Here is a 24,392-nt window from a genome sequence, read left to right on the forward strand (position 1 = left end):
ACGCTCTTATAGAACTCCACGGATTCGTCGTCAGGTTCCGCTTACTCTGATCATGCGTTAACTAACACAAGCACACATAGCTTGGCGATCAGCTCTCAATCAACGAATAGCCACAGGGCAAAGCACCAAATAACTTCAAGGAATCGACTCATGCAGCTTCTCGATCACGTTTCGATCGGTGTTCCCGACATTCAGGCAGCGCGCCCGTTCTACGACTCGATCATGACGGCACTCGGCGCAACGAAAGTCTATGATCACGCCGATGCGCTTGGGTATGGTGAACGGTGCACGGCGGATGACACGGCCTCGACATATCTGGCGGTCTATCTGGATCGCAGCGGGATCGACGACAACAAACGGCATTGGTGCTTCAAGGCATCTTCTCGCGAACAGGTGGATGCGTTTTTCACAAAAGGCCTTGCCGCGGGAGGTCGCTCTGATGGTGAGCCAGGCCTGCGGTCGCACTACCATCCAGACTACTATGCCGCGTTTCTATTCGACCCGGCTGGGAATCGAGTGGAGGCCGTTTGTCACGCAGCCTCCGAATAGAGTCTACTAGCAGCACAATTGAATATCCGAATTCCACAACCAGAACTGCCATTCAATGTGACAGAGGCGAGTGACGCGAACCCGTAGTGTTCTTCGACTGCACCTTGTTGGGGCGGTGATGAAAATATTGGCGCATTGAGTACTTTATTTGCTCGACTTCGGAGTGAGAGCAACGTGAGTAAGAATACGTAGTTTGTAGAGTCGATACGCATATTCACCGATCAAAATAAAGACTGATGCCACTCAGTCTTTGTCAATTATCGGTTGACACCGTATTTTCACCATCGATCAATAGACTTCACCGAAGTACGGCCATCGCCTGTATTCCGCGCCGTCATATACCACCGCCTCCATTGTTCTATTGGAGAGCGGTGCGTTTCCATCTGTATACACCGCACATCTGATTTCACAGTCACGTGGCTATGCCACGCGACTGCGGTCGCGTGCGCATTCTCGAAGAACGAACACATGCCGAACATAAGCCGTCGCGAATTTATTAAACGAAGTGTCGAGACGTTAGGCGCATCTGCCGCGCTCTCCGCACTTCCGCTCAGCATTCAACGAGCACTTGCCATTCCCGCCGCATCGGGGACGGGCACTATTCAGGACGTCGAGCACGTCGTGATCCTGATGCAGGAAAACCGTTCGTTCAATCATTACTTCGGCACGCTCGGAGGGGTCCGCGGTTTCAATGACAAGGCGACATTGCCGACAGACGGCCAGCAGTCGATCTTTCACCAGAAGAATGGCACGACGGGCGCGTTTATCCTGCCGTTCCATGCCGACAGCGAAACAACCCGCTCGCTGTCGATGACCGGCCTTGCTCATGCGTGGCCTGATGCACATCAAATGTGGAATAACGGTCGCTGGGACAACTGGGTTGCGGCGAAGGGCACGAAGACGATGGTGCACTTCACCCGCAACGATTTGCCGTTTCATTTCCAGTTGGCCGACTCGTTCACCGTGTGCGACCAGTACTTCAGTTCGGCGCTCGGTGCGACGAACACCAACCGTATGCACCTGTTTACCGGCATGCTCGACATCGGCTCGACAGGCAATGGTCCGCTGCTCGACAACAAGCCGGTCAACGGCATTCCGCTGCTCTGGACGACCTATGTCGAACGCCTGCAAAACGCCGGCGTGTCGTGGAATGTGTATCAGGGCTCGGTGGGAGATGGCAGCGAGCCGTTCAAGACTGCGCTGACGCCGACTGTGATGGGAGACCTCGACTTCCCGAACAACTACAACGCAATGCGTTTTTTCCAGAACATCTTCGATGCTCCGGCGGATTCACCTCTGGCCAACGTGCTCGCCAAACGCACGTATGCGCAGCTCGTCGCCGATGTTCAGTCTAATCAACTCGCGCAGGTGTCCTGGCTGATGCCGCCGGCACTCTGTTCCGAACATCCGGTATACACACCGGCGGACGGCGCGACCTATATTGCAGCGGTGCTCGATGCACTGACGTCGAATCCGGCAGTCTGGGCAAAGACCGTGTTCTTCATCATGTACGACGAGAACGACGGCTTCTTTGATCATTGCGTCGCTCCGGTGCCGCCGGTCACAAACGCCGATGGCCTGTCGAACATCGACACGACGAATGAACTGTTCGTATCGAGCCCCAACTATCCGACGTTCGTACCGGGACCGGTGGGCATGGGTGCGCGCGTACCGATGTTCGTGATTTCCCCGTGGTCGAAGGGCGCATGGACGTGTTCAGAAGTGTTCGACCACACGTCGGTGATCCGCTTTCTCGAGAAACGCTTCGGCGTTCATGAGCCGAATATCACGACGTGGCGTCGTGCAATCGCGGGCGATCTGACTTCGGCGTTCGACTTCTCCAATCCGAATACATCGCCGGTTTCAGTGCCGTCCGCCGAGGGCCTGAGCGCGCTGGCCGATTCGGAGGCCGGTCTTGCAACGGTCAACCCGCCAACCATTCAGAGCATGCCGGTTCAGGAAGCAGGCGTACGCCAGTTGCGCGCGGCGCCGTACGAGTTGTTTGCCGATGCAACGGTGATTTCGAATGCGAACATCATCCAACTGAAGCTCATCAATACCGGCAAGACCGCCGTGGTGTTTCACGTCTATTCGGGCATCGCACCGACATCGGTCAAGCGCTACACCGTCGATGTCAACACATCGATCACCGATACATGGACATGGGCGCCGACGAGCGGTGTGTCGCACGATCTGACCGTCGTTGCGCCGAACGGCTTCCTGCGTCGTTTCGCGGGTGGCGGCTTGGGCGTCACGCAACAGGAGGTGACGGCGTGCTACGAAGTCACGCAGGGTGATATCGAGCTGAATCTGACCAACGCGTCTGCACAGCCTTGCACATTCACCATTTCAGACAACAGCTATGGGCAGGCAGCACAGACCTTGACGGTCGCATCCGGCCAGACGTCGCAGAAACTGGTCACACTCGCGGCCAGCTCCAGCTGGTATGACCTCATCGTCACATCGAGTCTCGACCCGTCGTTCGTGCGCCGTTTCGCGGGCCATGTCGAAACCGGCAAGCCTGGCATGAGCGATCCGACACTCAGCTTCCACGCCTGAGCCGTCACTACCGAAATGGGCCTTTACGTCCCGACACATGACAGGATATGAAAACGATGATTTCCAGTAAATCCAGCATCGCCACGCTGGTTCTCTCAGTACTTTTTGCCTTGCTGCTCAGTGCATGTGGCGGAGGGTCGTCCAACAGCGCGGCGTCGGTGTCCAACGGAGCTTCGGCACCCTCTGGGGCCTCGGCGCCCGCAGGGGCTTCGACCGTAGCCAAGTCGTTTCGATGCGGTAATACGTAACGTGAATTGGGTGGCGTGGCGCGTTCGCCTGAGCGCGTTACGCTGAGATTGCGAACGCCACCCATGAAAGAAAACGCATAGCCGTCGCGATGATGTAGTTCGGCAGAGAAGGGTTACATCATCGCGAATCTGTTGCTGGCGTATAGCGGCCGCCTCCATAGCCGACCACTGCGTTACAACCAACCGTAGCGTTTTCCGCCTGCCCCGATTCCCCTTCAAGCGATCACGATGTCGCGCTCACCCCCGGACTGAACGTTGATGTACACCACGGTATCACCTGTCTCATTCCTGACGTGATGAATGACACCGGGTTCGACCGTGTGATGATCATCGACTTGCGTTCTGTCGACCCGCTCGCCGATCTTCGTTTCAACAGTCAACACGCCTCGCACGACGACGAATCGGTCTCGCACATTCGTGTGGTGGTGCCATTCCGTTTCGCCCCCCGGAAGCACGGTGGTCTGCGATACGGCGTAGTCGTCCTCTACCAGCAGCGTTTTATAGAGTACCTTGCTGTTTGCGAGAGGAATGTCCTCGTCGTTCATTTGCGTCTCCTGTTAGGCGTCGCCTTACTGTAACGACCTGCCAAAGTACTACAGCGCGCGATTGGCTTCGATCACGGTCAACGCGGCCATATTGATGATCCGTCGCACCGTCGAGCTGGACGTCAGGATGTTCACCGGTGCGTTGACACCGAGCAGGAACGGTCCCACTGCGACATTGCTGCCGGCACCGGTCTTCAGCAGGTTGTAGGCAATGTTCCCGGAGTCCACGTTCGGGCAGACCAGCAGATTGGCGTCGCCTTTGAGCGGCGAAGTCGGCAGCACGCGCTCACGCAGTGATTCATCCAATGCGCAGTCGCCGTGCATTTCTCCGTCGACTTCGAGTTCCGGTGCCTGCTCCCTGACGAGCTTCAGTGCCGCGCGCATTTTGACCCCCGAAGCGGCGCCGCCTGAGCCGAAGTTCGAGCGTGAAAGCAGGGCGGCCTTGGGCGTCAGGTTCAGCCATTTCATCTGTCTGGCTGCGCTGATCGTGAACTCGGCAATCTGTTCGGCGCTCGGATCGTCGTTGATGTGAGTATCGACCAGCGCCACGGTGCGCTCGTCGAGCAGCAGAATGTTCATCGCCGCGTAGGTATTCGCTCCGTGTTTCTTGCCGATGACCTGATCGACGAATCGCAAATGGTCGTGATAAGCGCCTACCGTGCCGCAGATCATGCCGTCGGCGTCGCCAAGCCGCACCATCATCGCGCCGATCAAGGTCAGGCGGCGGCGCATCTCGACACGCGCCATCTCTTTGGAAATGCCGTCACGGCACATCAATTCCCAATACGTCGTCCAGTACTGCGGGAAGCGTTCGTCGTATTCGGGGTTGGTCACTTCCACGTCCTGACCGAGCTTGAGCCGCAAGCCGAATCGCTCGATGCGTGCCAGCAGCACTTCCGGGCGTCCAACCAGAATCGGTCGCGCCAGCTTTTCGTCGACGAGTACCTGCACAGCGCGCAGCACGCGCTCTTCCTCGCCCTCGGTGAAGACGATGCGTGCTTTGCCGCCGTCGCGCACGAGTTGCTTCGCGGTCGAAAACAGCGGCTTCATGAACGCACCAGAGTGATACACGAACTGCTGCAACTGCTCGACATAAGCGGCCAGGTCCGGCAGCGGACGCGTCGCCACGCCGCCTTCCATGGCCGCTTTCGCGACCGCCGGCGCAATCCGGGTAATCAGGCGTGGGTCGAAGGGCTTGGGTATCAGGTATTGCGGGCCAAATTTCACGTCATAGACGCCATACGCGGCCGCGACCACATCGCTTTGCTCTTCTTCCGCGAGACCGCCGATGGCATGCACCGCGGCGATCTCCATTTCGCGCGTGATCGTGGTTGCGCCGACATCCATTGCGCCGCGGAAGATATACGGAAAGCACAGTACGTTGTTGACCTGATTCGGATAGTCCGAGCGCCCCGTGGCAATGACGACATCGTCGCGCGTCGCGTGAGCGAGTTCCGGAAAGATCTCCGGTGTCGGATTGGCCAGCGCCAGAATCAGCGGACGCGGACCCATCGTCTTCAGCATGTCGGCGCTCAGAATGCCGCCGACCGACAGCCCAAGGAACACATCCGCGCCTTCGATCACTTCGGCCAGTGTGCGTGCATCGGTTTCCTGCGCGAAGCGCGCCTTGTCCGGGTCCATCAACGCGGCGCGGCCGCGGTAGACCACGCCTTCGATGTCGGTGGCCCAGATGTTTTCCACCGGCAGGCCCAGATCGACCAGCAAGTCGAGACAGGCCAGGGCCGCCGCGCCCGCACCCGAAGTCACCACCTTGACCTCGGTGATGGCTTTGCCCACCACTTTCAGGCCATTGATAAACGCCGCCGATACTGTGATCGCCGTGCCATGCTGATCGTCGTGGAATACGGGAATCTTCATGCGCTCGCGCAATTTGCGCTCGACGATAAAGCATTCCGGCGCCTTGATATCTTCGAGATTGATGCCGCCGAACGTGGGTTCGAGGCCCGCGATGATGTCAACGAGCTTGTCCGGGTCGGTTTCGTTGATCTCGATGTCGAACACATCGATGCCGGCGAACTTCTTGAACAGCACGGCTTTGCCTTCCATCACCGGCTTCGAGGCCAATGGGCCAATGTTTCCCAGGCCAAGCACGGAGGTGCCGTTGGTGATGACACCGACCAGGTTGCCGCGCCCGGTAAACCGATGCGCCTGCATCGGGTCCGTTGCAATCGCCTCGCAGACGCTGGCCACGCCCGGCGTATAAGCGAGCGACAAATCGCGCTGGGTGACGAGAGGCTTGCTGGCGACGACCGACAGCTTCCCCGGCGTGGGAAACTCGTGATAGTCGAATGCGGCTTGCTGGTCGGTATCTGTCTGCCTCATGTCCTGTGCTCTCGGTGAAATGCGCCGAGCCCGCCCCGACGCGATTGGTTGAGACGATTCTAGACAAACGCCATAAGCGGCCTATTTTGTTTTAGTATCGCCCCATCACTTTTTGGTAATGGTCGCTGAACGTCAATGACGCTCGAGTCGAACGATATGGTCAGGCGCCTCAGCTCGCGTCTGAAGATGCGGCACCTCGTGCTGTTGCTGCAGATCGAGCAGCACGGTTCGCTGACGCGTGTCGCGCAACAAATGGCCAGCAGTCAGCCGGCGGTAACGAATGCGTTGGCGGAACTGGAAAGCATGTTCGGCATGCCGCTCTTCGAGCGCTCGTCGCGTGGCATGCTGCCGACCGCACTCGGTTCGGTTGTGCTCGAAAGGGCACGCGCGATGATCCACGATCTCGATCATCTTGCGCGCGACATGGAGGCCGTTGCCGTCGGGCACGCGGCGCACCTGCATATCGGCGTGATTCCGTTCATTTCCGGCCAGCTTCTCGCGGGCGCATTGAATCGGGTGCACGCCAGCATGGGGCGGCGAGTGACGGTGACCATCCACGAGGGCACCAGCGATCAACTGTTGCTGCAATTGCGGGACCATGTCGTCGATGTAGTGATTGGACGGGCGTCGTCATCGGTAGATCTGAGCCGGACCCGCTTCGAAGTTCTGTACCGGCAGCGTCCGCGATTAATCGCGAGCCGGCGCCTCGCGGCAAAACTGGCGCGTATGAAGCTGGATTGGTACAGACTGCTGACGCTCGACTGGATTCTCGGCGCACCTCACACACCGATGAGAGAACAGGTGGTTGACCTGTTTCTCGCCGCGGGCACGGCGCCGCCGGTGCCGATAGTGGAGAGCTATTCGTCCAAGCTCATCGGTGAAATGATTGCTTCTAGCGAAGAGGCCGTGTCGATCGTTCCTGCCGATATCGCCGAAGAACTGGTTCGAATCGCCGGTGTCGCCATCGTGCCTTACTCGTTCGAATGGACGCTTCCGCCTATTGCAATGTTTACCCGCTCGGAAGGGCCGCACTCGGCGGCACAGAATCTGTTCGTCGAATCGTTGCGCCAGATATGCGCGGAAACCTACGCTGAGACGCGGGATTAAGACCGACGTTGGCCTTAGCTATGTCTGAGCGCGCGCGGCTGATCGGGCAGAAATAACGAAAGTACTCCGCCTACGGCCAGCAACACGACATTGCAGCCGAGCGCGACGGCAAACGCGTGACCGAACGCAGTTGCTCCGCGCCCCGCCCCCAGCTCGCTATAGAACACGCCGCCGATAAGCGCAACACCGAGCGCCGAAGCGATCTGAAACGTCGAGATGACAATGCCGGAAGCGAGCCCCGCGTGCTTCGGCGCAACGCCGCCGATCACGGCCTTGATGACCGACGGCATGACCGTGCCAAATCCCAGCCCGGCAATGGCGAGACCGATATCGAGGCTATTCGCCAGCATTCCCGCCGCCGCGAGGAGCACGACACCAAACCCCAGTACCTGCAGCGCGAAGCCAACCGTCAGTGCGAACTTGCCGAGCCGCGCCATGACCTGAGCGGAGGCGAGAGACGCCAGGAAATAGGCAATCGCGAAGGGCAACGTCGCCAGTCCTGCTTGAAGTGGCGAGAGCAGCAGGCCTCCTTGAAGGTACACGGAGAACGTCAGATAGAACGACGACAGCATATACAACGCGAAAGCCATCGCGATGCCGACCCCGAAACCCGCCTCGCGAAAGAGCGCGAATTCGACCAGAGGCGAACCGCCCGTCGCGGCCAGACGAGTTTCGAAGCGCACAAATAGCGCAAAAGCAAACGGCGCCGCGACGAGCATCGCGACAATCCATATCGGCCAGCCGGTTTCTCTTCCTTCGACGAGCGGATAGACCAGTAGACCCAAGGCAACCGAAAGCAGCACGACGCCGCCAAGGTCGAGACGTCGTGCGTGCTCGGCTCGCGAGTCGCTCAGAAATAGAAGGGCGCCGACGAATGCGACGAGGCCGATCGGCACGTTGATAAGAAAGATGGCCTGCCAGGTGAGTCCGAATCGATGGAACGATACGAGCGCGCCCCCGAGTATCTGGCCGCAGATGTTGCCGAGGCCAAACGTGGCGCCATAGAGCGCGAGCGCGCGTCCCTGTTCTGATGCGGGGAACAACACGCGGATGGAGGCCAGTACCTGAGGGGCCATCACGGTTGCGGTCAGGCCCTGCAGGATACGCGCCGCGACGAGCGCAGTAGCGGACGGTGCGAGTCCGCACAAAACCGACGCGAGTGTGAAGCCGGCGACGCCATACACGAACATGCGCTTGCGGCCGAACAGATCGCCGAGCCGGCCGCCCGTGATCAGAAAAACCGCGTAGGTCGCCGCATACGCCGAGATGATGAATTCGATCTCCGCGGACGTGGCGCCGAGGTCCTTCCTGATCGACGGGAGTGCGAGGTTCACAACGTTGAAGTCGAGGATAGGAAGGAATGCCCCCATCAATAGGATGGGTAGCGCGAGCCAGCGTCGTGGGTCGGCCGTGTGCGTGTCGTGTGAAGAATGCGGGTGTGCGTTGTCGAGTGTGCTCATGGATGTCGTCGTTCGCCGGATGGATGCGGGACGTCGGAATCGGAATCGAAATCGGCCGACCCGTTGATCGATGAAGACGACTATGCGATATCATTTTCCATAACTCAACGGGATGTATGAACATATCAGCGATAACAATCGGAGATGAATGAGATGGCAACGCTCGATGTCGACGCGGTGCGAGCCTTCACGCTCGTCGCGGATTTTCAGAGCTTTACGCGCGCCGCGGAGGCCATGGACACGACGCAGGCTGCGATCAGCATGAAGCTGAAGCGGTTGGAGGAGCGCCTGGGCCACAAGCTGATCGAACGCACGCCGCGGCTGGTGCGGTTGTCGTCGCGCGGTGCCTCGTTTCTTGAGGCTGCACGCGAGTTCGTCGCGGCGCACGAGCGCGCCGTCGCTGAACTATCGGGTACGACGCGGCGCTTTGCGCTCGGTATCAGCGACCATGTTGCCGGTCCTGATCTGCCGGTGCTGCTCGCACGGCTGCACGCCTACGATCCCACGTTGCTGATCGAAGTACGGATCGAATCGTCTCGCGAATTGCTCGACGCGTTCGAGCTAGGCAAGCTCGACGCTGCGATCCTGCGGCGTGAGGATGACCGTCGCAACGGCGAGGTGCTCGCGCTGGAGCCGCTGGGTTGGTTTGCATCGCCCGCCTTCGTACATCGGGAAGGCGGACCGCTGCGGCTCGCTTCGCTGTCGGCATCGTGCGGAATACGCAGCGTGGCGACGCGTAAGCTGGACGCGGTGGGAATTGCCTGGGTCGATGTATTCATAGGTGGCGGCACGGCGGCTGTTACCGCTGCGGTGTCGGCCGGGCTCGGCGTCGGAGCGTTCGCGCATCGGGTCGCGCCGCTCGGTCTCGTTGAAGTCGGCGCGGCGCTGGGCCTGCCTGCGCTTCCTTCGTCGGAGATCGTGCTGCATTCGAGTCTGTCGGATGCCAAGTCGCGCGAGACCTTGCGGACTATTGCCGCGGCATTTCGTGAGCATCGGCCGGCGATGCAATAAATGTCGGATTTCGACGATGATGAAATGGCGGGCATGTACTGCTTTTGCTCTCGCTTTGCTCTTACTACGACGCAGGCAGTGCCGCAACGCCAGCTCACAGATGTTTGAACACAGCGCTCGCCAGACTACGCACCTCATCGAACTGCGTGACGAGCTGAATGCACAGAATAAAGCCCAGCATCGCGGACGGAGAAGGGTAGCGGTCGATCCATCGTAGCAACGGGGCTGCATAGCGCACGCGGATCACATCGCACGTCATGATCAACGTGATCGCGATTCCCAGCACGGTGCCCACCAGCAAATCGGTCGGATAGTGAAAGCCGAGATAGGCGCGCGGAAGGCAAATGAACAGCGCGGTATAGAGAATCGCCAGCACACCAATACGCCGCTCCACGAGGAAGATGCCGGTGGCGATCGCCATCCATAGCATGGCGTGATCGCTCGGGAACGAACTCCAATTCGCCAACCCGACACCCGCGGTTGACTGATTTGCGAACTGCAGATGGAGCTCGGTGCTATAGAGCGGGCGCACTCTGAAGGGCAACCAATGAGCCAGCAGTCTTGCGACGAAAAGCGCCACGAGTCCGCTGAAAAGTGTCGCGACGATCATTTCTCTGCGCCATTCACGACGTTCGTCCTGCTGGAACCACATCCACCACAGCACGGGAACCAGAACGAGGCCTTTGCAGATGTACAGGCCGGCGATGGCTTGTATGGATTGCGTCGAGAAATGACCGAAATGGAGGTTGGACAGATATGTTTCGATAGACGAATCAAATCCATTCATTTTTCTTTCCACCGTCGCCGGCTGCAATCCGCGTGGCCCATCGACGAGAACCTGAGGAACTCGTCACGCTCAATGCAGTCGAGCAGTTGCTGTGAAAAAATCAGATGTTTATCCCGAGCGCGCCGTGACCGTTCGCTGTTCTGCCCGACACAATGGATGAATACGGAGCAGGAAGTGCAACACAATGTCCGACGTCTGCTGATTTGATTTGTCGTGGTTTCGGCTAAGCAGCCATGCAATTATCGAGTCCAGCTTTCTGAGTAAACACTCTATGCACGGAATCTGAAGGTTTGCTGAAGGTGTCCGTTCGATACTGACACCTGTCGGACCGAAGTCTGATTGACCAGCCTGAATGCCACGTGTCTTATTGTTTCGAGAGGTCCCGCGTGCCACGATTTAACGCTTTAGTGCAATAGGCCGGATCGCTCCGCCGGAACTGAACAGCAAACGGGGCATAGCTGATCCAGGGGCTGATGTGTCTTTATCCACGCGGGTTGACGCATCGATGTGCGGTCGCATAGCATCCCGGTTAGCGGTGCAGGCCGCTACCGGGTCCGCGGAAAGGGTTGAACCCACCTGTCGTAGCGAATCAGAACGCCCTCCATCCTTTGTGCTGGCAGTGTTGCGGACCTTCGGCCACTGAATGCACGAGGATCCGTATGAAAAAGCTGCCTGCCCAGGCCCATCCCGATCATCTGAAGAAGCAGGCGAAAGAGCTGTTACGGCTTTATCGAGCCGGCAACGCCACCGCCATCGCGCGCTTCATTCAGTATCTTCCCGCCGCCGCGCATCGTACCGTTGAGGACGTCAAGGCACTTGCTCTGCGTCTGCACGACGCTCAGTCCTGCATTGCGCGCGAGTACGGATTCGTTTCGTGGGCGGATCTGACCGCCTATGCCGATGCAAGCGCTTTTGCGCATCGCGAACAGGCCGCGTTGATCCGACGCTGGTTGGGCCTCGTCTATGGCGCGGATGTGACGGGCACCTATGCCGCGTCGCGACCGCGCGTCGCGGTGAAGTTATTGCTCGATCATCCGGATCTGGTCGAGCGCGACCCGTACGTGGCCTGCGCCGCGGGGTACTGGAAGACGATGTCCCGCGCGATCGCGGCGGATCCTGGCTGGGTCAATCAGCCCGGTGGAGCGCTACGTTTGCCGCCTCTCGTCGCGGTCACTCACTCGAGCCTCGTGCAGATCCCCGAATTCGCCGCGCGCCTGCGTGAATGCGCGCGTGCGCTCGTCGATGCCGGGGCCGATCCGAATCAGCAGATCGGCAGTCGGCTGCCGCCTGCCTCTTTATCGGCGCCTGATATGACCGAGCCGCTGTCGACGCTTTACGGCGCGGCGGGTGTCGTTCGTGATCCGGCGCTTACCGAAATGCTGTTGAATGCCGGCGCGGAGCCGAACGACGGTGAGTCGCTTTATCACTCGCTCGAAAACCCGGACTGCACGAGATTATTGTTGCAGCACGGCGCGCGGGTGACGGGGTCGAACGCGTTATGGCGTGCGCTCGATATGCCCGACGCGACCGCTCTCGAACTATTGCTTGGCCATGGCGGCAATGCGAACGAATCGTCTCCCGAAGGCCTGAAAGTTTGGGGCACGCCACTGCTGCGCGCTATCGCGCTGCACAGGTCGCCACATCATATTGCCGCGCTGATCGCGGCCGGAGCGGATGTGAAGGCCAGCACCGCGGCTGGCGTGAGCGCGTATCGGCTCGCGATGCAGGTCGGTCTTGTGGAGATTGCGGCTCAACTGCGTGCCGCCGGTGCCGAGGAAACGCTGACGGCCGCGGAGCAGTTCGTGTCGGCATGTGCACTCGCTGATGCCAAGCAGGCGCGGCGCATTCAGACAGAACATCCTGACTTGCCCCGCGCTCTACCGGGCGATCGGCTACGTCTGCTTCCCGACGCCGCGGCATGGGGATCGACTGCCGCGGTGAAGACGATGGTCGAACTCGGCTGGCCGCTGGACGTACGCGGCGGAGATTGGGACGCAACCGCGCTCAATCACTCGGTGTTTCGCGGCGATGTCGATCTGACCGCGTTTTTGCTGGAGCACGGAGCGAGCTGGCGCGAAACGCAAGGCTTCGGCTCCGATGCGCTCGGCACCTTGGCCTGGGCGTCGCAGAACGAGCCGTCAGTCGCGGGGAGCCCCGATTGGGCCGGCTGTGCTCGCGTGCTGATCCGGCATGGGGTGCCGAAAGCGGAGCGCGATCCCGAGCATGAAGATCGCGTGTTGATCGACGGCCGGCGTATGAGCTTTTCCGGCGAGGTGACGGAGGTGCTGGTCGAAGGAGTGCAGGGGAGCGGTGCAGCGAGTCGACCATAGTTCTTCGCATTCGGAAGAGCGGTGGCAGAACAGAACAGGAGCCTCCAATCAGCGTTGGAGAATCGCTGACGGAGTGGCGCCCAACTACCGGCGCCGCCCCGTCAGTTTCAGCCTAAAAACTTAAACCTTAAACCGGCGCTACCACCGAAGTCGGGTACAGCAGCGTATCGGTCACGCAAATGCGGCTCGCGAACAGCAGGCGGTCTCCATCGAGCACGACGCGATCGATGTAACGCCCCGACATCACGATTTCCGTCATCCGGTCGAGCATCGTCTGCAGGATCAGAAATTCCGAGCCGACGATATAGCCATCACCATCGGCCTTGATCGACATGCCGCTGACGATGTGCCGCAGCGAGCGCGGCTGCGCGATCGTCGTTTCCGACGTCGTGAACGCGCGGTCTTCGATCATGCCCTTGCCGTCGCAGTAAATGATGCCGATCGGCAGCCCGCGCTCGTGGTTTTCCTTCGTGGTCAGCCGATACTCGGCGTTCGCGGTAAAGCACTCGGCCCAGTCCTTGTAGCGGGCTTCGTCGAGCGCGGCCGTGTACGCCGCGTACAGATCCATGATGCCAAAGCGTACGTCCGCCGAAACGGTTTGCACGGGTTGTTGAGTCAACGTGCTCATAGTCCCATCACCTTGCGGTAGTGTTGGTGCAGGCCGCGTACGGCCACCTCGGTAATCGTATGGTCGTGATCCTCGACCGTGCGTCCGGCCATTTCCGCGACGCCGGCGCGATCGCTGTAGGGCATCACGCCTTCCTGCGACATCACCATCACTTCGCTGTCGTCGACCGACACGAAGCCCGCCGGGCCCATCAGGTTGGCCTGGCGGATCCGATGCGCGCGCATTTCAGGCGTATCGTCCGCGTAGCCGAAGAACGTCCAGTGCAGGTCGTGGCTGTCCGGTCCGCGCGGCACCAGATGGCGCATCGCGAGCGTGTTCGATTGCTGCTGGATGATCAGATTCGGCCAGATCGTCGACATCACCGCGGTCACGTCGCCCGGATATTCGCGGATCAGGTCGAGCACGCGCGTGTCCTTCAGTTGCATGTCGCTGCGCAGCGTCGCCCGCATTTCGTGCGCGGCCACTTCGTCGAGCTTGCCGCCGCGACGGTTGACCATCGCGCAGTGACGTCCAGTTTCGTCCATCTCGATCGCCGACTCCGCGTCCATCCGGAACAGGCCGAACGTGACGAAGAAGACGTGCAGCAGACTCGCGTGATACGGGTCCTTCAGGTTCTCGAACATGAACTTCCAGTTGCCGTCGATCCGCTGACGCATGTAGCCGAGCAGTTCCAGCTTGCGGCCGTCGAACACGCGATCGAAATACCCCAGCATCCGCGGGCCGAGATACTCTTCGAACGACTCGACGCTCGCGTCGAACGACGCGAAGATCGTCCCGTTGCGCACGTTCACCACGAGCGGCTGCGCGCGATGCTCGTTCAGATTGAAGTCCTTCGGCATGCCGCCCTTGCCCTTGTAGCCACGACGGAACGGCAGGCCGGTGACGTTGCCCTTCAGGTCATAACTCCAGTGGTGATACGGGCAGGTGAACGACTTCGCGTTGCCGTGCTCTTCCTGGCAGAACGCCACGCCGCGATGCGCGCAGCTGTTGGCGAATGCGTTGACGCTGCCGTCGGTATCGCGTACCACGACGATCGGCAGATCGCCGACGAAGCTGCGCTTGAAATCGCCCGGGTTCGGAATTTCGCATTCGAGCGCGACGTAGTGCCAGTTCGGCCCACGGAAGATCCGCTCCTGTTCGCGACGGAAGATTTCCTCGTCCGTATAGACCCAGAACGGAATGCGCGAGCAGCCCTCCTCAGGCCATACGTATTCGCGCGTGGCGCTATCGCCGGTCTCGGCGGTGGCGCGCGGAGCCCATTTGATTTCGCTCTCCATGTTTCATCTCCACAAAATAGGAATGCAATGCGAGGTTGGAGCCGCGCGCGATGCACGCGGATTCTCCGACGGTTGAGCTAAGGTTCAGCCGCGCGCGAGGCCGGTTAGCGGCCGCGCCGTATCGCCGAGTTCGGTGTGGTCCACGCGTTGCTGTGTATCGATCAATCGTTTGATGTTGCGACGCTCGCGTCCCGCGTTCACCAGCACGGCGCCGCGAATCACGTTATCGGCGACGAAGAACGCGCACCATGACGACGCGCCGGCGTCTGCCCGCATCACGACGACGTCGTTCGCTACGCGGCCGCCGAGCATCTGGATGTTGCGGTCGTATTGGTCGGTCCAGAACCACGGCACGGCGGCGGCGCTGGGGGCGTTGCCGGCGATCGCGTTCGCGGCGGCCTGTGCCTGAACTTCGGCATTTTCCCAGGACTCGACGCGGATGGCTTCGCCGAGCCAGTGCGTGCGTTGCCGCGCGACGTCGCCAACGGCGTAGATCGACGGCAGCGAGGTGCGTGCCTCGGCGTCGACCAGCACGCCGTCAGCGCATTCGGCGCCGGCCTCGCGGGCCAGTTCGTCGTTCGCTACCGCGCCGATTGCCACCACTACGACATCGGCGGCGAGCAGGCTGCCGTCACCCAGGCGGACTGCCTCGACGGCCGTATTGCCTTCGAGCGCGGCAACCGTCACGCCGGCGCGCACATCGACCTGATGCGAGCGATGCAGGTCCAACAGATACGTGCCGAGAAAGCCGCCGAAAATCCGCGGCAGCAAGCCGTTGCCGGTTTCGAGCACGGTGACGGAGCAATCGCGCGCCACCGCCGTCGCGGCGATTTCGAGTCCGAGAAAGCCGCCGCCGATCACGACGACCTTCGCGCCGGCCGTCAGACGCGCGGACAGGTTCACGCTGTCGCCGACGTTGCGCAGCATCAGCACGCCGTCGAGCGCCGCGCCCGGCACCGTCAGCGGCCTCGGCCGCACGCCGGTCGCCAGCACGAGATCGTCGTAGGCAAGCGGCTCGCCGTCGGCGAGCGAGATCTGCTTCGCAGCGCTGTCGATGCTGGCGACTTTCACACCGAGTCGCAGGGCGACCCGCTGTTCGTCATACCAGTCGCGCTGAAACATCGTCGTTTTCGACGGCGAAGCGCCGTTCAGCACTTCCTTCGACAACGGCGGCCGCTCGTAGGGCAACTCCGACTCTTCGCCGAGCAGCAGGATCTCGGCGGATGCGTCGAGTTTGCGCAGGGCGGCGGCCGTTCTCGCGCCGGCCTGTCCCGCGCCGACGATCACGGTTCGCCTGCTCATGCGCTCACTCCGCACGCGAAGCCGCGCGAAAGATCATTCGACATCGACGAGCACCTCATCGCCGTCTACGCGTACCGCGAAGGTCTGCAGGTCGACATCGACCGGCCCCGACACGGCCTTGCCCGTGCGGATGTCGAATACGCCCTGGTGCAGCGGACATTCGACCGTGCCGTCTTCGAGGTAGCCGTCCGACAGGCAGGCGTGCGCATGCGTGCAGATATCGTGGGTGGCGAAGAATTCGCCGTCGAGGTTGTACAGAGCAACCGGAATGTTCTCGATACGGCACGCCTTGACGGTGCCGGCGGGGACTTCGGCAACGAGTGCCAGCGGTTTCCATGCCATCAGATCAGTCTCCTCAAAGTGAGTACCAGGCTGGCGATATCGGTATCGCCCCGGACAGGAATGCTTCGGTTCAGCATTGGCGACGTTATGCGTCGGCGGTCCGTATTCTGAGCGAGCCGGTTACGGGCCGTGTCACTATTTCCTTGATGGAGCGTTCGCCGTTCGCGAACGCAGCGCGCGCGGCGGATACGGTGGGCCGCGTCGTGTGGTAACGTCGGCTCGATTCGGGGATTCGTGGCCGCCGCGGCGAAGCGGGCGGGCAATACGATGGAGACTGCATGCGTTTCGATTTGACCGATTTGAGGCTGTTCGCGGCTATCGCTGCGCGTGGAAACATCACCAAAGCCGCGGAAAGCCTGCCGATTGCCGTCGCCGCGGCGAGTTCGCGCATTCGCGCGCTGGAGGAGTCGGTCGGCGCGCCGCTGCTGTCGCGTCATAGCCGAGGTGTCGAACTGACGCCGGCCGGCGACGTGTTTCTGCAATACACGATCACGATGTTGCGGGAATCCGCGAAGCTACGTCACGATCTGTCCCAGTTCGGCGACGGCTTGCGAGGTAACGTCCGGCTTCTCGCCAACACCAATGCGATCCACGAATTCCTGCCCGCGTTGCTCGCGCGCTTCCTCGCGGATAACCCCAATATCAACGTCGACGTCGAGGAACACACGAGTCCCGAAACTGTGCGCGGAATCGACGAAGGCAGCGCGGATCTCGGCATCATCGTCGGACTGGTGAACACCCGGAAACTCGAAGTGCGGCCGTTTCGCGACGACCGGTTCGTCGTCATCGTGCCGAACGATCATGCGCTTGCCCGCGAGCATACGATTCGTTTTCATCAGGTGCTGGAGTGGAATTACATCGGTTTGCACGAACACGCATCGCACCAGCAATACGTGTCGAAGACCGCGCTGCTGCTCGGCCAGAGCATTCAGGTGCGCACACAGGTCGAAACCTTCGAGGCGGTCTGTCATATGGTGGCGGCGGGCGTCGGCGTATCGATCGTGCCTGAATTGACCACGCGTCGTCTGCGCGACACGCTGCCGTTTTCCGTGGTCCGACTCGACGAACAATGGGCGAAGCGTGAGCTGAAACTGATCTCGCGCGCGCAGGAGAACTTCGCCCCGCATGTGCGCAAGTTGTATGACGCGCTGGTGGTAAGTGATTGAAACTGATAGTGCCGATGCTGAAGTGAGCTATTGGCCGAAGTAGTTGGCTAATGAGCGGCTAATGAGATTTCGCCGCTCCTGAGAACCGCGTCCACACCGCGCGAAGACGTTTTGCCTTGTTTTCCAGTAGATATGACGCAACCAGTGTGATGGCAGCGGATACCGCGCCCGTCGCGATGTGCTCCACGTACGGGAAATGATAGTGGCTCGGGTGAGAGTAAGCATCGCCGATCGCCGTTAGCACGCCGACAATCAGCGCATTTCCGTAGCGGTGTTCGTAGAATTTCGCCGCGGGCGTGAACGTGAGCAATACCGCCAGAAGCGCCGTCAATAAACCCGTGCGCAAGGCAATCGTCCAATGCACGATGCTGGCGATATTGGCCCAACTGCCGGGCATGCAGGTCATGCATGCGCTGACGGGCTGCCAGAAACGCTGGATGAACAACCTCCATCGGCGCTTCCATTCGCTGGATATCATCAAGGTCCTCTCTTAATCGCACCGCCGGGCGCTTTTCCGCGTGACATTCGATGTACCGGATAACTATAGGCTGACTCGATGAATTGGCGTGTGTATTCGCATGACTCAGCCGATACGGACATTCTGAACGATGATCCACGCGGACCACATCATCAACGCAATACCGAGCGGCTTGCCGATCGACTTGCCCCAGCTGAAATTCTTCTCGACCGCCATAATCGCACCTAGCGCCAGCATCCAGCCGATGCTGCCTGTGCCGAGCGTGAACATCAGCAGCATCAACGCCCAACAGCAGCCGATGCAGAAAGCGCCGTGGCCGATGCCGAGTCGAAAGCTCTCGCGGCGTGCGTTCCTGCCGCGCCAATACCCGGTGATGAACATCATCGGCGAGCGGCATTTGTCGAGACAGCGATGCTTGAGGCTGCTGAACTGATAGGCACCTGCAAGCGCGACACTCGCCGCGCCTATCAGCCAGCCGTGAGACACCCATACGGGCGATTGGTCCGCGAAACGGTGGAGTGCGGCATCGACACCGTGCGCGATGAGGCCGAACAACACCCATGCGGTGGCATAACCTGCGATCAGAAATGCCAGTAGCGTCCAGCGGTTTTCGCGCGCGCTGGTCATGCGTCTGAACATATCGAGCAGCGGGAACGCGGTCGGCAGCATCATCGCCGCGATCATCAAGAGCCACGCAACGCTGTGCAGCAACGCTGCGAGCGCGATGCTCGCGCCAGGTAATCCGCCGCATAGCGCGCCGATGAGCGGCACGTCAGTCCAGCTCACATGACGCAGATAGCGCGCGTACGGACCCGTGTCCCACGCCCATAGCGCAACCCACGCGCTGGCGGTCAACGCGACGAAAAGCGGCGCGAACAGCCGCGAGCGTGCGAGCGTTTTCACGACACGAAGCTGAACGATCCCTGAATGGCGTTATGTCCGCTCAAGGCGAGATCGAGGCCGAGCTTGTCGTGTTGCAGGCGAAAGCTGTTGGCTTTGCCGATGAAGGCGGGCGACCCCGGTATCGTCGAAAAGATGCTTTCGACCAGCTTGGTCGGCTCGCCGGTCGGGCCGCGATAGGGCTCCAGGTCGGCCTCGATGGCCGCGCCGACTTTCATCCGGCCCTTGCCGTCGATCACCGAGTATTCGATTGGAGCACGTTCGACGGACACGACTTCGCCGATCAACTGCACGAGATCCGCGAGCGGACCGCCGTGCTCGCCACGGTACACGCTCACCAGCGCATTGAATTGCGCATCGCTGGCGCGCTCGTCGACGAACATCGCGACGCGCCAGCCACCCTTTAGCACATTGCCGGGGATGAATGCCGCGAACGCGATCGTCAGGCCCGATACATCGACGCCGTCGATCGTGCCTTGCTCGTAGTGGTAAGCAAGCGCGCTGCGGCAAATACCGTTATCGGGATCTTCTCCAATCCAGCACGGACATAGCACTTTGCATTCGCACACTTCGAGGATGCTGCCCATCAGTTGATAGCTCATTTGCGCCTCCGCTACCGGTTGAAGCCGGCGCGAACAACAGCGCCGGACACTCTCCTGTTGTAGACGCCGGACGATCAACATTCAAAGCGTTCCGGGCGCGGAAAATGAATGAAGCAGCTTGTACAGAGGGTATTGTTCTGCGCGCTACGAAGACCGAACTTTCCGTAGAGGGATCGACCGACGGGGTTTTGTTCGCATCAGGTCAGGCTGATTCCGCCATCAACGGCCAGATTGACTCCCGTGATGAAACTGCTGTCACTGCTGACGAGGAAAAGCGCCGCGCGAGCCAGTTCGTCGGTATGGCCCAGACGACCGAGCGGGATCGCCGCGGCGATGCCGACTTCGAAGTCCTTGCGGGCGTCGGCGGGGATGCCCAGTTTCGACAGAATGGGCGTGTCTACCGGTCCGGGACTCAGCACATTCACGCGAATAGCACGTTGCTTGAACTCGAGCGCCCATGCGCGAGCGAAGGCTTCGATGGCGGCTTTACTGCCGGCATAGGCGGCGTGTCCTTCCATGACCTTGCTGCTGGCCACCGAGCTGACGAGCAGGACCGTGGCTGCGTTACGCAAGTGCGCGGATATCTTTTGAACGCCGAAGAACACGGAGCGGGTATTGGTGGAGAACTGCGCATCATAGTCGGCGACGCTGACGTCTTGCGACGAACTGATCATATTGATGCCGGCATTGGCGACATAGATATCGACCCCGCCGAATTTCTGCGCCGCCAGTGCCGCGACGCGATCATGTGTCGCGAGATCGGCTACGTCGCCGGTCAAACCGATTGCGCGCGGGCCTAATTCGCGAACGGCCGCGTCAACGGCATCAGCACGGCGGCCGACGATCATCACATCCGCACCGTTTTCGATCAGCGTCTTCGCGATGGCAAAGCCGATTCCGCTATTGCCACCCGTCACGATGGCTGTTTTGCCTGCGAGGTTCTTCATTGCCGCTCCATGGTCATATCCAAAACCGAATGCCGGTCAATCTAATTTGATCTTGATAGATATGGAAGTCATACAATGGCCCTTTCACCTGTTCCATTCTGTCATCAATGACCGTTGAACATCTGCAGGGTTTGGCCGCATTCGTGCGCTCTGTCGAGGCGGGATCATTTACGGGTGGCGCACGCCTGCTCGGGACGACACCGTCGGCCGTATCGAAGAGCATCGCACGGCTTGAACGTAGGCTTGGCGTTCGCCTTTTCCAGCGCACGACACGGGCGTTCTCGTTGTCGATAGGAGGGCAGGCCTACTACGAACGCGTCGCGCCATTGGTGAAAGGCATCGCGGAGGCCGACGAAGTATTGGCGGCTCCAGCGACAGCCACAGGCCGGTTGCGCGTCAGTTTGCCCGGAGATTTGGGGCATACGCTGCTTGAATCGATCGCGTCCACTTTTCTCGCGCGACATCCTGACCTCGCGCTGGACGTGAACATCGGCGACCGACATGTCGATCTGATCCGGGAAGGATTCGATCTGGTGCTGAGGGTCGGCGAGGCCAGCGATAGTGGGCTGTATTCCCGCTCGTTGGCGAGCTTGCGGCTCGTTCTCGTCGCATCGCCGAAGTATCTGAAAACGTATGGCGAGCCTCATACGATCAAGGACCTCACCACTCACCGCCATGTACGTTACCGGCTTGGCGGGCAGATCTTCCCGATTACTTTCCACAATGGCCAGACGTTGTTCCCGCAAGGAATGTTCGACACCGACAATGGTGAAGCGATGAGAACGGCTGCTGTCAACGGGCTAGGCATTGCGCAACTTCTCGGCACGACCGTGCACGCCGATGTCGCGGCAAGGCGATTAAAGGTGCTGATGCGTGATGTGCCGCTGCGTTCGGTTCCACTGCAATTTCTGCACGCATTTGGGCGCAATGTTCCAAACCGGGCGGCGTTGTTCATGGACTTCGTGTCGGAGCAGATCGAATCATTGCCGTGGAAGGGCAATCCGAATTCGTGAAGACAGCTTGACACGATAATAGATGACCGACTATCTTACTACCCGTGCCAACCATGCGATCTTGAGCCCCAATGCCCAGACCACCGAACCCTGAAGTCCGCACGCGATTCCTGACAATCGGGCGCGATACCGTACACGAAATGGGTTTTAACGGCTGCGGAGTCGGTGATATCACGGCAGCGGTAGGTGTGCCCAAGGGCTCGTTCTACAACTATTTCGACAGCAAGGAAGCTTTCGCCGTCGAGATCGTGGAGGCGTACTGGCTGTCCATCGAGGCTCGCCATGGCAGCCTGCTGCGGGAGGCGTCGGTTCGGCCGCTCGTTCGTATCACCCGATTTTTCCATGCACTTTCCAGCGATCATGCCCAGAAGGATTTTACGTTGGGCTGCCTGATCGGAAACCTGTCGCTCGAACTGTCACATGCGAGCGAGGACACGCGGCAGCGGATTTCCGCCATCGTGAAGCGCTGGGAAGCCGCGCTGGCCGACTGCCTGCGCGAAGCGCAACAGTGCGGCGATTTCGACGCAGATCGCAACGTAGCGGAAGTGGCGACGATCCTTGTCGAAGCCTACGAAGGCGCCGTCATGCGCAGCAAACTCGAACAAAGCGGCAAGGCATGTCGTCGTTTCGAGAAGGTCGTGCTTCCGTTGCTGCTCGTCTAAAAAATTTGTCCATATAAATAACCGACTGGTCATTTATTTTCAAGGTCGCCACGTCCTGCCACGCCGCTTCACTTCTTTGCGGTCAATCCTTCAAGGAGCTTTTCATGAGCAGCCAAAACCAGGCTAACTACGCCGATCCGCTGAATCCAGCGCTTCCTCGTTCGACTTTCAAGCTGAAAAAGGAGAACGCGGCACTTGTCGTTATCGATCCGCAAAACGACTTCCTGAGCCCAAGCGGTGCGAGCTGGGCGTATTTCGGTGCGAGCATCGTTGAGAACAATACGGTCGAGCACATCGGACAATTGTTCAGCGCCGCGAAGGATGTCGGATTGACGGTCGCGGTGTCACCGCATTACTACTATCCGGTCGATCATCATTGGCACTTCGGCGGCCCGCTCGAAAAGGTGATGCACGATATCAACATGTTTGCGCGCAAGGGGCCGGTCACGCTCGACGCGTTCGAAGGCTCGGGTGCGGATTTCCTCGAAGAGTACAAGCCGTATATTCTCGACGGCAAGACGATCATTGCGTCGCCGCATAAGGTGTACGGCCCGGAAACGAACGATCTCGTACTGCAGCTTCGCAAACAAGGCGTCTCCCAGATCATTCTGGCGGGGATGGCGGCGAATCTTTGCATCGAGTCACATCTGCGGGAACTGATCGAGCAAGGCTTCGAAGTCGTCGTCGTACGCGATGCGACAGCCGGTCCGCGCGTGCCGGAAGGGGACGGGTATCTTGCGGCCATCATCAACTATCGTTTCCTCGCGCACGCGCTCTGGACCACGGCTGAGACGCTCGAACAGCTTCGCGCCTGAACCGCAGTTATTTTGACCAGGCCACACTGCCGCTACGCGCTTATCTATCGTCTGTGGAGAGAGCGTGCCGTTATTAACGAACCGCAGTGTGGCAAATCAAAGGAATCGATATGCAATCTCTAATTTCCCAGGACGCGCGCGCGGCACTCACCGAACGCGCTGTTATCGCAAAGGTGCGAAAGAACCTGAGCTTCGAGGCACTTGCAGAAGGAACCGGTCTTAGCGTTGCTTATGTGACGGCTGCGCTGCTGGGCCAACATCCATTGCCCGAAGATGCGGCACGCAGCGTGGCGGAGAAACTGGAACTCGACGAAGAAGACCGCTTGCTACTGCAGACGATTCCGGTGCGAGGCAGCATTCCAGGAAACGTGCCGACCGATCCGACCATCTACCGCTTCTATGAAATGGTGCAGGTATATGGCAGCACGTTGAAGGCACTCGTGCACGAGCAGTTTGGCGATGGCATCATCAGTGCTATCAACTTTCGGATCGATGTGAAGAAAGTCGACGATCCCGAAGGCGGCTCGCGCGCGGTCGTCACTCTGGACGGGAAATTCCTTCCCTACAGGCCGTTTTGATCTTTTCAGCGTGCATCATGCCGGCGGCGCGCTCGCGCGCCGAGCGGCAATCCACTAGTGATCGGCACCGCTCGGTGCCGGTTTCCGCTTCGGTACCAATTCGGCTATCAGACGCCGAAAATGCTTGCGCGCGACGCTAAGCAATTCGTCCGAGAGTTCGGGCCGTCCATCTTTCACTGCGCGCGAGAGCGACAGTGCGCCTACCATTGCGCTGATCGCGGACATCGCTTCCTGCCGTGATTTTCGTTTGTCGCCTTCAATGGGCGCGGCGAGGATGTCCAGATAGGCCTCAATGCCCGTGGCGTAAATCTGCTGGATATTCGCGCCGGTTCGGGCGACATCGGCCTGTAGAGCCGTCGCGGGGCATCCTTCGGCGCATTCGTCGCGGTGCTCCGGGCTGAGATAAGCGGCGAGAGCCGACAGAAGCGCTTTTCTCGGATCGCTTCCCGACGAAACCATCTCGGCAAAATTGCTCGTCGCAGTATCGAATGCGCAAGCCACCGCCTCGGCGGCTAATTCTTCCTTGGACGCAAAGTGGTTATAGAAACCACCGTGCGTAAAGCCGGACTCTTTCATCACGTCCGCAACGGACACATTCTCGATGCCGCGCGCGCGGAACAATCGCGACGCCGTCTCGACGATCGTACGTCGATTCTGCTCAGCCTGTTCTTTCGTCAATCTCATGTCAGTCTCTCCTCATCAGCGCACCGGGTTCCTGTGCTTGACAATGATGTTGCTCAACA

At 60.1% G+C, this 24,392-nt stretch carries 23 protein-coding genes; 10 read left to right on the plus strand and 13 right to left on the minus strand.

The window, feature by feature from the left end:
* Positions 1-150 precede the first annotated feature (150 nt).
* Together L0U82_RS04420 and L0U82_RS04425 are read left to right on the plus strand one after the other, a co-directional pair.
* Positions 151-549 (plus strand): VOC family protein, encoded by a 399-nt coding sequence (locus L0U82_RS04420; RefSeq protein ID WP_233828759.1) that lies wholly within the window; start codon positions 151-153, stop codon positions 547-549.
* 468 nt (positions 550-1,017) lie between these two features.
* The gene (locus L0U82_RS04425; protein WP_233828761.1) at positions 1,018-3,108 is read left to right on the plus strand and encodes a phosphocholine-specific phospholipase C; all 2,091 of its coding nucleotides are present in this window, start codon (positions 1,018-1,020) and stop codon (positions 3,106-3,108) included.
* Positions 3,109-3,571: 463 nt separating this feature from the next.
* Here the strand turns inward: L0U82_RS04425 and L0U82_RS04430 are convergent, their stop codons facing one another.
* On the minus strand, positions 3,572-3,901 hold the full coding sequence (locus L0U82_RS04430; protein ID WP_233828763.1) for a cupin domain-containing protein: 330 nt from the start codon (positions 3,899-3,901) through the stop codon (positions 3,572-3,574).
* 48 nt (positions 3,902-3,949) lie between these two features.
* Positions 3,950-6,244, minus strand: a complete 2,295-nt coding sequence (locus tag L0U82_RS04435) for an NADP-dependent malic enzyme (RefSeq protein WP_233828765.1) — start codon at positions 6,242-6,244, stop codon at positions 3,950-3,952.
* A 135-nt stretch (positions 6,245-6,379) separates the two neighbouring features.
* On the opposite strand from L0U82_RS04435, the gene L0U82_RS04440 reads away from it, so the two are divergent.
* Entirely contained in the window at positions 6,380-7,351 is a 972-nt protein-coding gene (locus L0U82_RS04440) for a LysR family transcriptional regulator (protein ID WP_233828767.1), read from the plus strand.
* Positions 7,352-7,365: 14 nt separating this feature from the next.
* Here L0U82_RS04440 and L0U82_RS04445 read toward each other — a convergent pair whose 3' ends face one another.
* Positions 7,366-8,811 carry an MFS transporter gene (locus L0U82_RS04445; protein WP_233828768.1) on the minus strand — a complete coding sequence of 482 codons (1,446 nt, stop codon included), beginning with the start codon at positions 8,809-8,811 and terminating at the stop codon, positions 7,366-7,368.
* 153 nt (positions 8,812-8,964) lie between these two features.
* Between L0U82_RS04445 and L0U82_RS04450 the strand changes: the two genes are divergently transcribed.
* Positions 8,965-9,822: a LysR family transcriptional regulator gene (locus L0U82_RS04450; RefSeq protein ID WP_233828769.1), complete on the plus strand. Its 858-nt coding sequence runs from the start codon at positions 8,965-8,967 to the stop codon at positions 9,820-9,822.
* A gap of 94 nt (positions 9,823-9,916) precedes the next feature.
* Here the strand turns inward: L0U82_RS04450 and L0U82_RS04455 are convergent, their stop codons facing one another.
* Positions 9,917-10,609, minus strand: a complete 693-nt coding sequence (locus tag L0U82_RS04455; RefSeq protein ID WP_233828770.1) for a phosphatase PAP2 family protein — start codon at positions 10,607-10,609, stop codon at positions 9,917-9,919.
* Positions 10,610-11,268: 659 nt separating this feature from the next.
* Here L0U82_RS04455 and L0U82_RS04460 point away from each other — a divergent pair.
* Positions 11,269-12,939, plus strand: coding sequence for an ankyrin repeat domain-containing protein (locus L0U82_RS04460; RefSeq protein WP_233828771.1), 1,671 nt, complete (start codon positions 11,269-11,271; stop codon positions 12,937-12,939).
* 127 nt (positions 12,940-13,066) lie between these two features.
* Here L0U82_RS04460 and L0U82_RS04465 read toward each other — a convergent pair whose 3' ends face one another.
* The 4 genes from L0U82_RS04465 to L0U82_RS04480 form a co-directional block, all read right to left on the minus strand.
* Positions 13,067-13,567, minus strand: coding sequence for an aromatic-ring-hydroxylating dioxygenase subunit beta (locus L0U82_RS04465; protein WP_233828772.1), 501 nt, complete (start codon positions 13,565-13,567; stop codon positions 13,067-13,069).
* Positions 13,564-14,844, minus strand: coding sequence for an aromatic ring-hydroxylating dioxygenase subunit alpha (locus L0U82_RS04470; protein ID WP_233828773.1), 1,281 nt, complete (start codon positions 14,842-14,844; stop codon positions 13,564-13,566). The genes L0U82_RS04465 and L0U82_RS04470 overlap by 4 nt, the downstream gene beginning before the upstream one ends.
* Positions 14,845-14,928: 84 nt before the next feature.
* On the minus strand, positions 14,929-16,146 hold the full coding sequence (locus L0U82_RS04475) for an NAD(P)/FAD-dependent oxidoreductase (RefSeq protein ID WP_233828775.1): 1,218 nt from the start codon (positions 16,144-16,146) through the stop codon (positions 14,929-14,931).
* 33 nt (positions 16,147-16,179) lie between these two features.
* Positions 16,180-16,488: a non-heme iron oxygenase ferredoxin subunit gene (locus tag L0U82_RS04480; protein ID WP_326489710.1), complete on the minus strand. Its 309-nt coding sequence runs from the start codon at positions 16,486-16,488 to the stop codon at positions 16,180-16,182.
* Positions 16,489-16,766: 278 nt separating this feature from the next.
* Between L0U82_RS04480 and L0U82_RS04485 the strand changes: the two genes are divergently transcribed.
* Complete coding sequence (locus L0U82_RS04485) at positions 16,767-17,654, plus strand: LysR family transcriptional regulator (RefSeq protein ID WP_233828776.1); 888 nt, start codon at positions 16,767-16,769, stop codon at positions 17,652-17,654.
* 58 nt (positions 17,655-17,712) lie between these two features.
* On the opposite strand, the gene L0U82_RS04490 is transcribed toward L0U82_RS04485, so the two are convergent.
* The 4 genes from L0U82_RS04490 to L0U82_RS04505 all read right to left on the minus strand — a co-directional run bounded on the left by L0U82_RS04490 (position 17,713) and on the right by L0U82_RS04505 (position 20,581).
* The gene (locus tag L0U82_RS04490; protein ID WP_233833114.1) at positions 17,713-18,129 is read right to left on the minus strand and encodes a hypothetical protein; all 417 of its coding nucleotides are present in this window, start codon (positions 18,127-18,129) and stop codon (positions 17,713-17,715) included.
* A gap of 108 nt (positions 18,130-18,237) precedes the next feature.
* The gene (locus L0U82_RS04495; RefSeq protein ID WP_233828777.1) at positions 18,238-19,035 is read right to left on the minus strand and encodes a DUF2182 domain-containing protein; all 798 of its coding nucleotides are present in this window, start codon (positions 19,033-19,035) and stop codon (positions 18,238-18,240) included.
* Entirely contained in the window at positions 19,032-19,634 is a 603-nt protein-coding gene (locus tag L0U82_RS04500) for a DUF1326 domain-containing protein (protein ID WP_233828778.1), read from the minus strand. The genes L0U82_RS04495 and L0U82_RS04500 overlap by 4 nt, the downstream gene beginning before the upstream one ends.
* 197 nt (positions 19,635-19,831) lie before the next feature.
* Positions 19,832-20,581, minus strand: a complete 750-nt coding sequence (locus L0U82_RS04505; protein WP_233828779.1) for an SDR family NAD(P)-dependent oxidoreductase — start codon at positions 20,579-20,581, stop codon at positions 19,832-19,834.
* A gap of 107 nt (positions 20,582-20,688) precedes the next feature.
* On the opposite strand from L0U82_RS04505, the gene L0U82_RS04510 reads away from it, so the two are divergent.
* From L0U82_RS04510 to cynS, 4 genes are all read left to right on the plus strand, one after another.
* The gene (locus tag L0U82_RS04510; RefSeq protein WP_233828780.1) at positions 20,689-21,594 is read left to right on the plus strand and encodes a LysR family transcriptional regulator; all 906 of its coding nucleotides are present in this window, start codon (positions 20,689-20,691) and stop codon (positions 21,592-21,594) included.
* Positions 21,595-21,665: 71 nt separating this feature from the next.
* A complete protein-coding gene (locus L0U82_RS04515) occupies positions 21,666-22,256 on the plus strand; it encodes a TetR/AcrR family transcriptional regulator (protein WP_233828781.1) in 591 nt (196 codons plus the stop codon).
* Between the two features lie 104 nt (positions 22,257-22,360).
* A complete protein-coding gene (locus L0U82_RS04520; protein WP_233828782.1) occupies positions 22,361-23,071 on the plus strand; it encodes a cysteine hydrolase family protein in 711 nt (236 codons plus the stop codon).
* Positions 23,072-23,181: 110 nt separating this feature from the next.
* Positions 23,182-23,649 (plus strand): cyanase, encoded by a 468-nt coding sequence (gene cynS, locus L0U82_RS04525; RefSeq protein WP_233828783.1) that lies wholly within the window; start codon positions 23,182-23,184, stop codon positions 23,647-23,649.
* A gap of 54 nt (positions 23,650-23,703) precedes the next feature.
* Here the strand turns inward: cynS and L0U82_RS04530 are convergent, their stop codons facing one another.
* Positions 23,704-24,333, minus strand: coding sequence for a TetR/AcrR family transcriptional regulator (locus tag L0U82_RS04530; protein WP_233828784.1), 630 nt, complete (start codon positions 24,331-24,333; stop codon positions 23,704-23,706).
* Between the last annotated feature and the right edge of the window lie 59 nt (positions 24,334-24,392).

The organism is Paraburkholderia sp. ZP32-5 (assembly GCF_021390495.1).
Classification (GTDB): Bacteria; Pseudomonadota; Gammaproteobacteria; order Burkholderiales; family Burkholderiaceae; genus Paraburkholderia.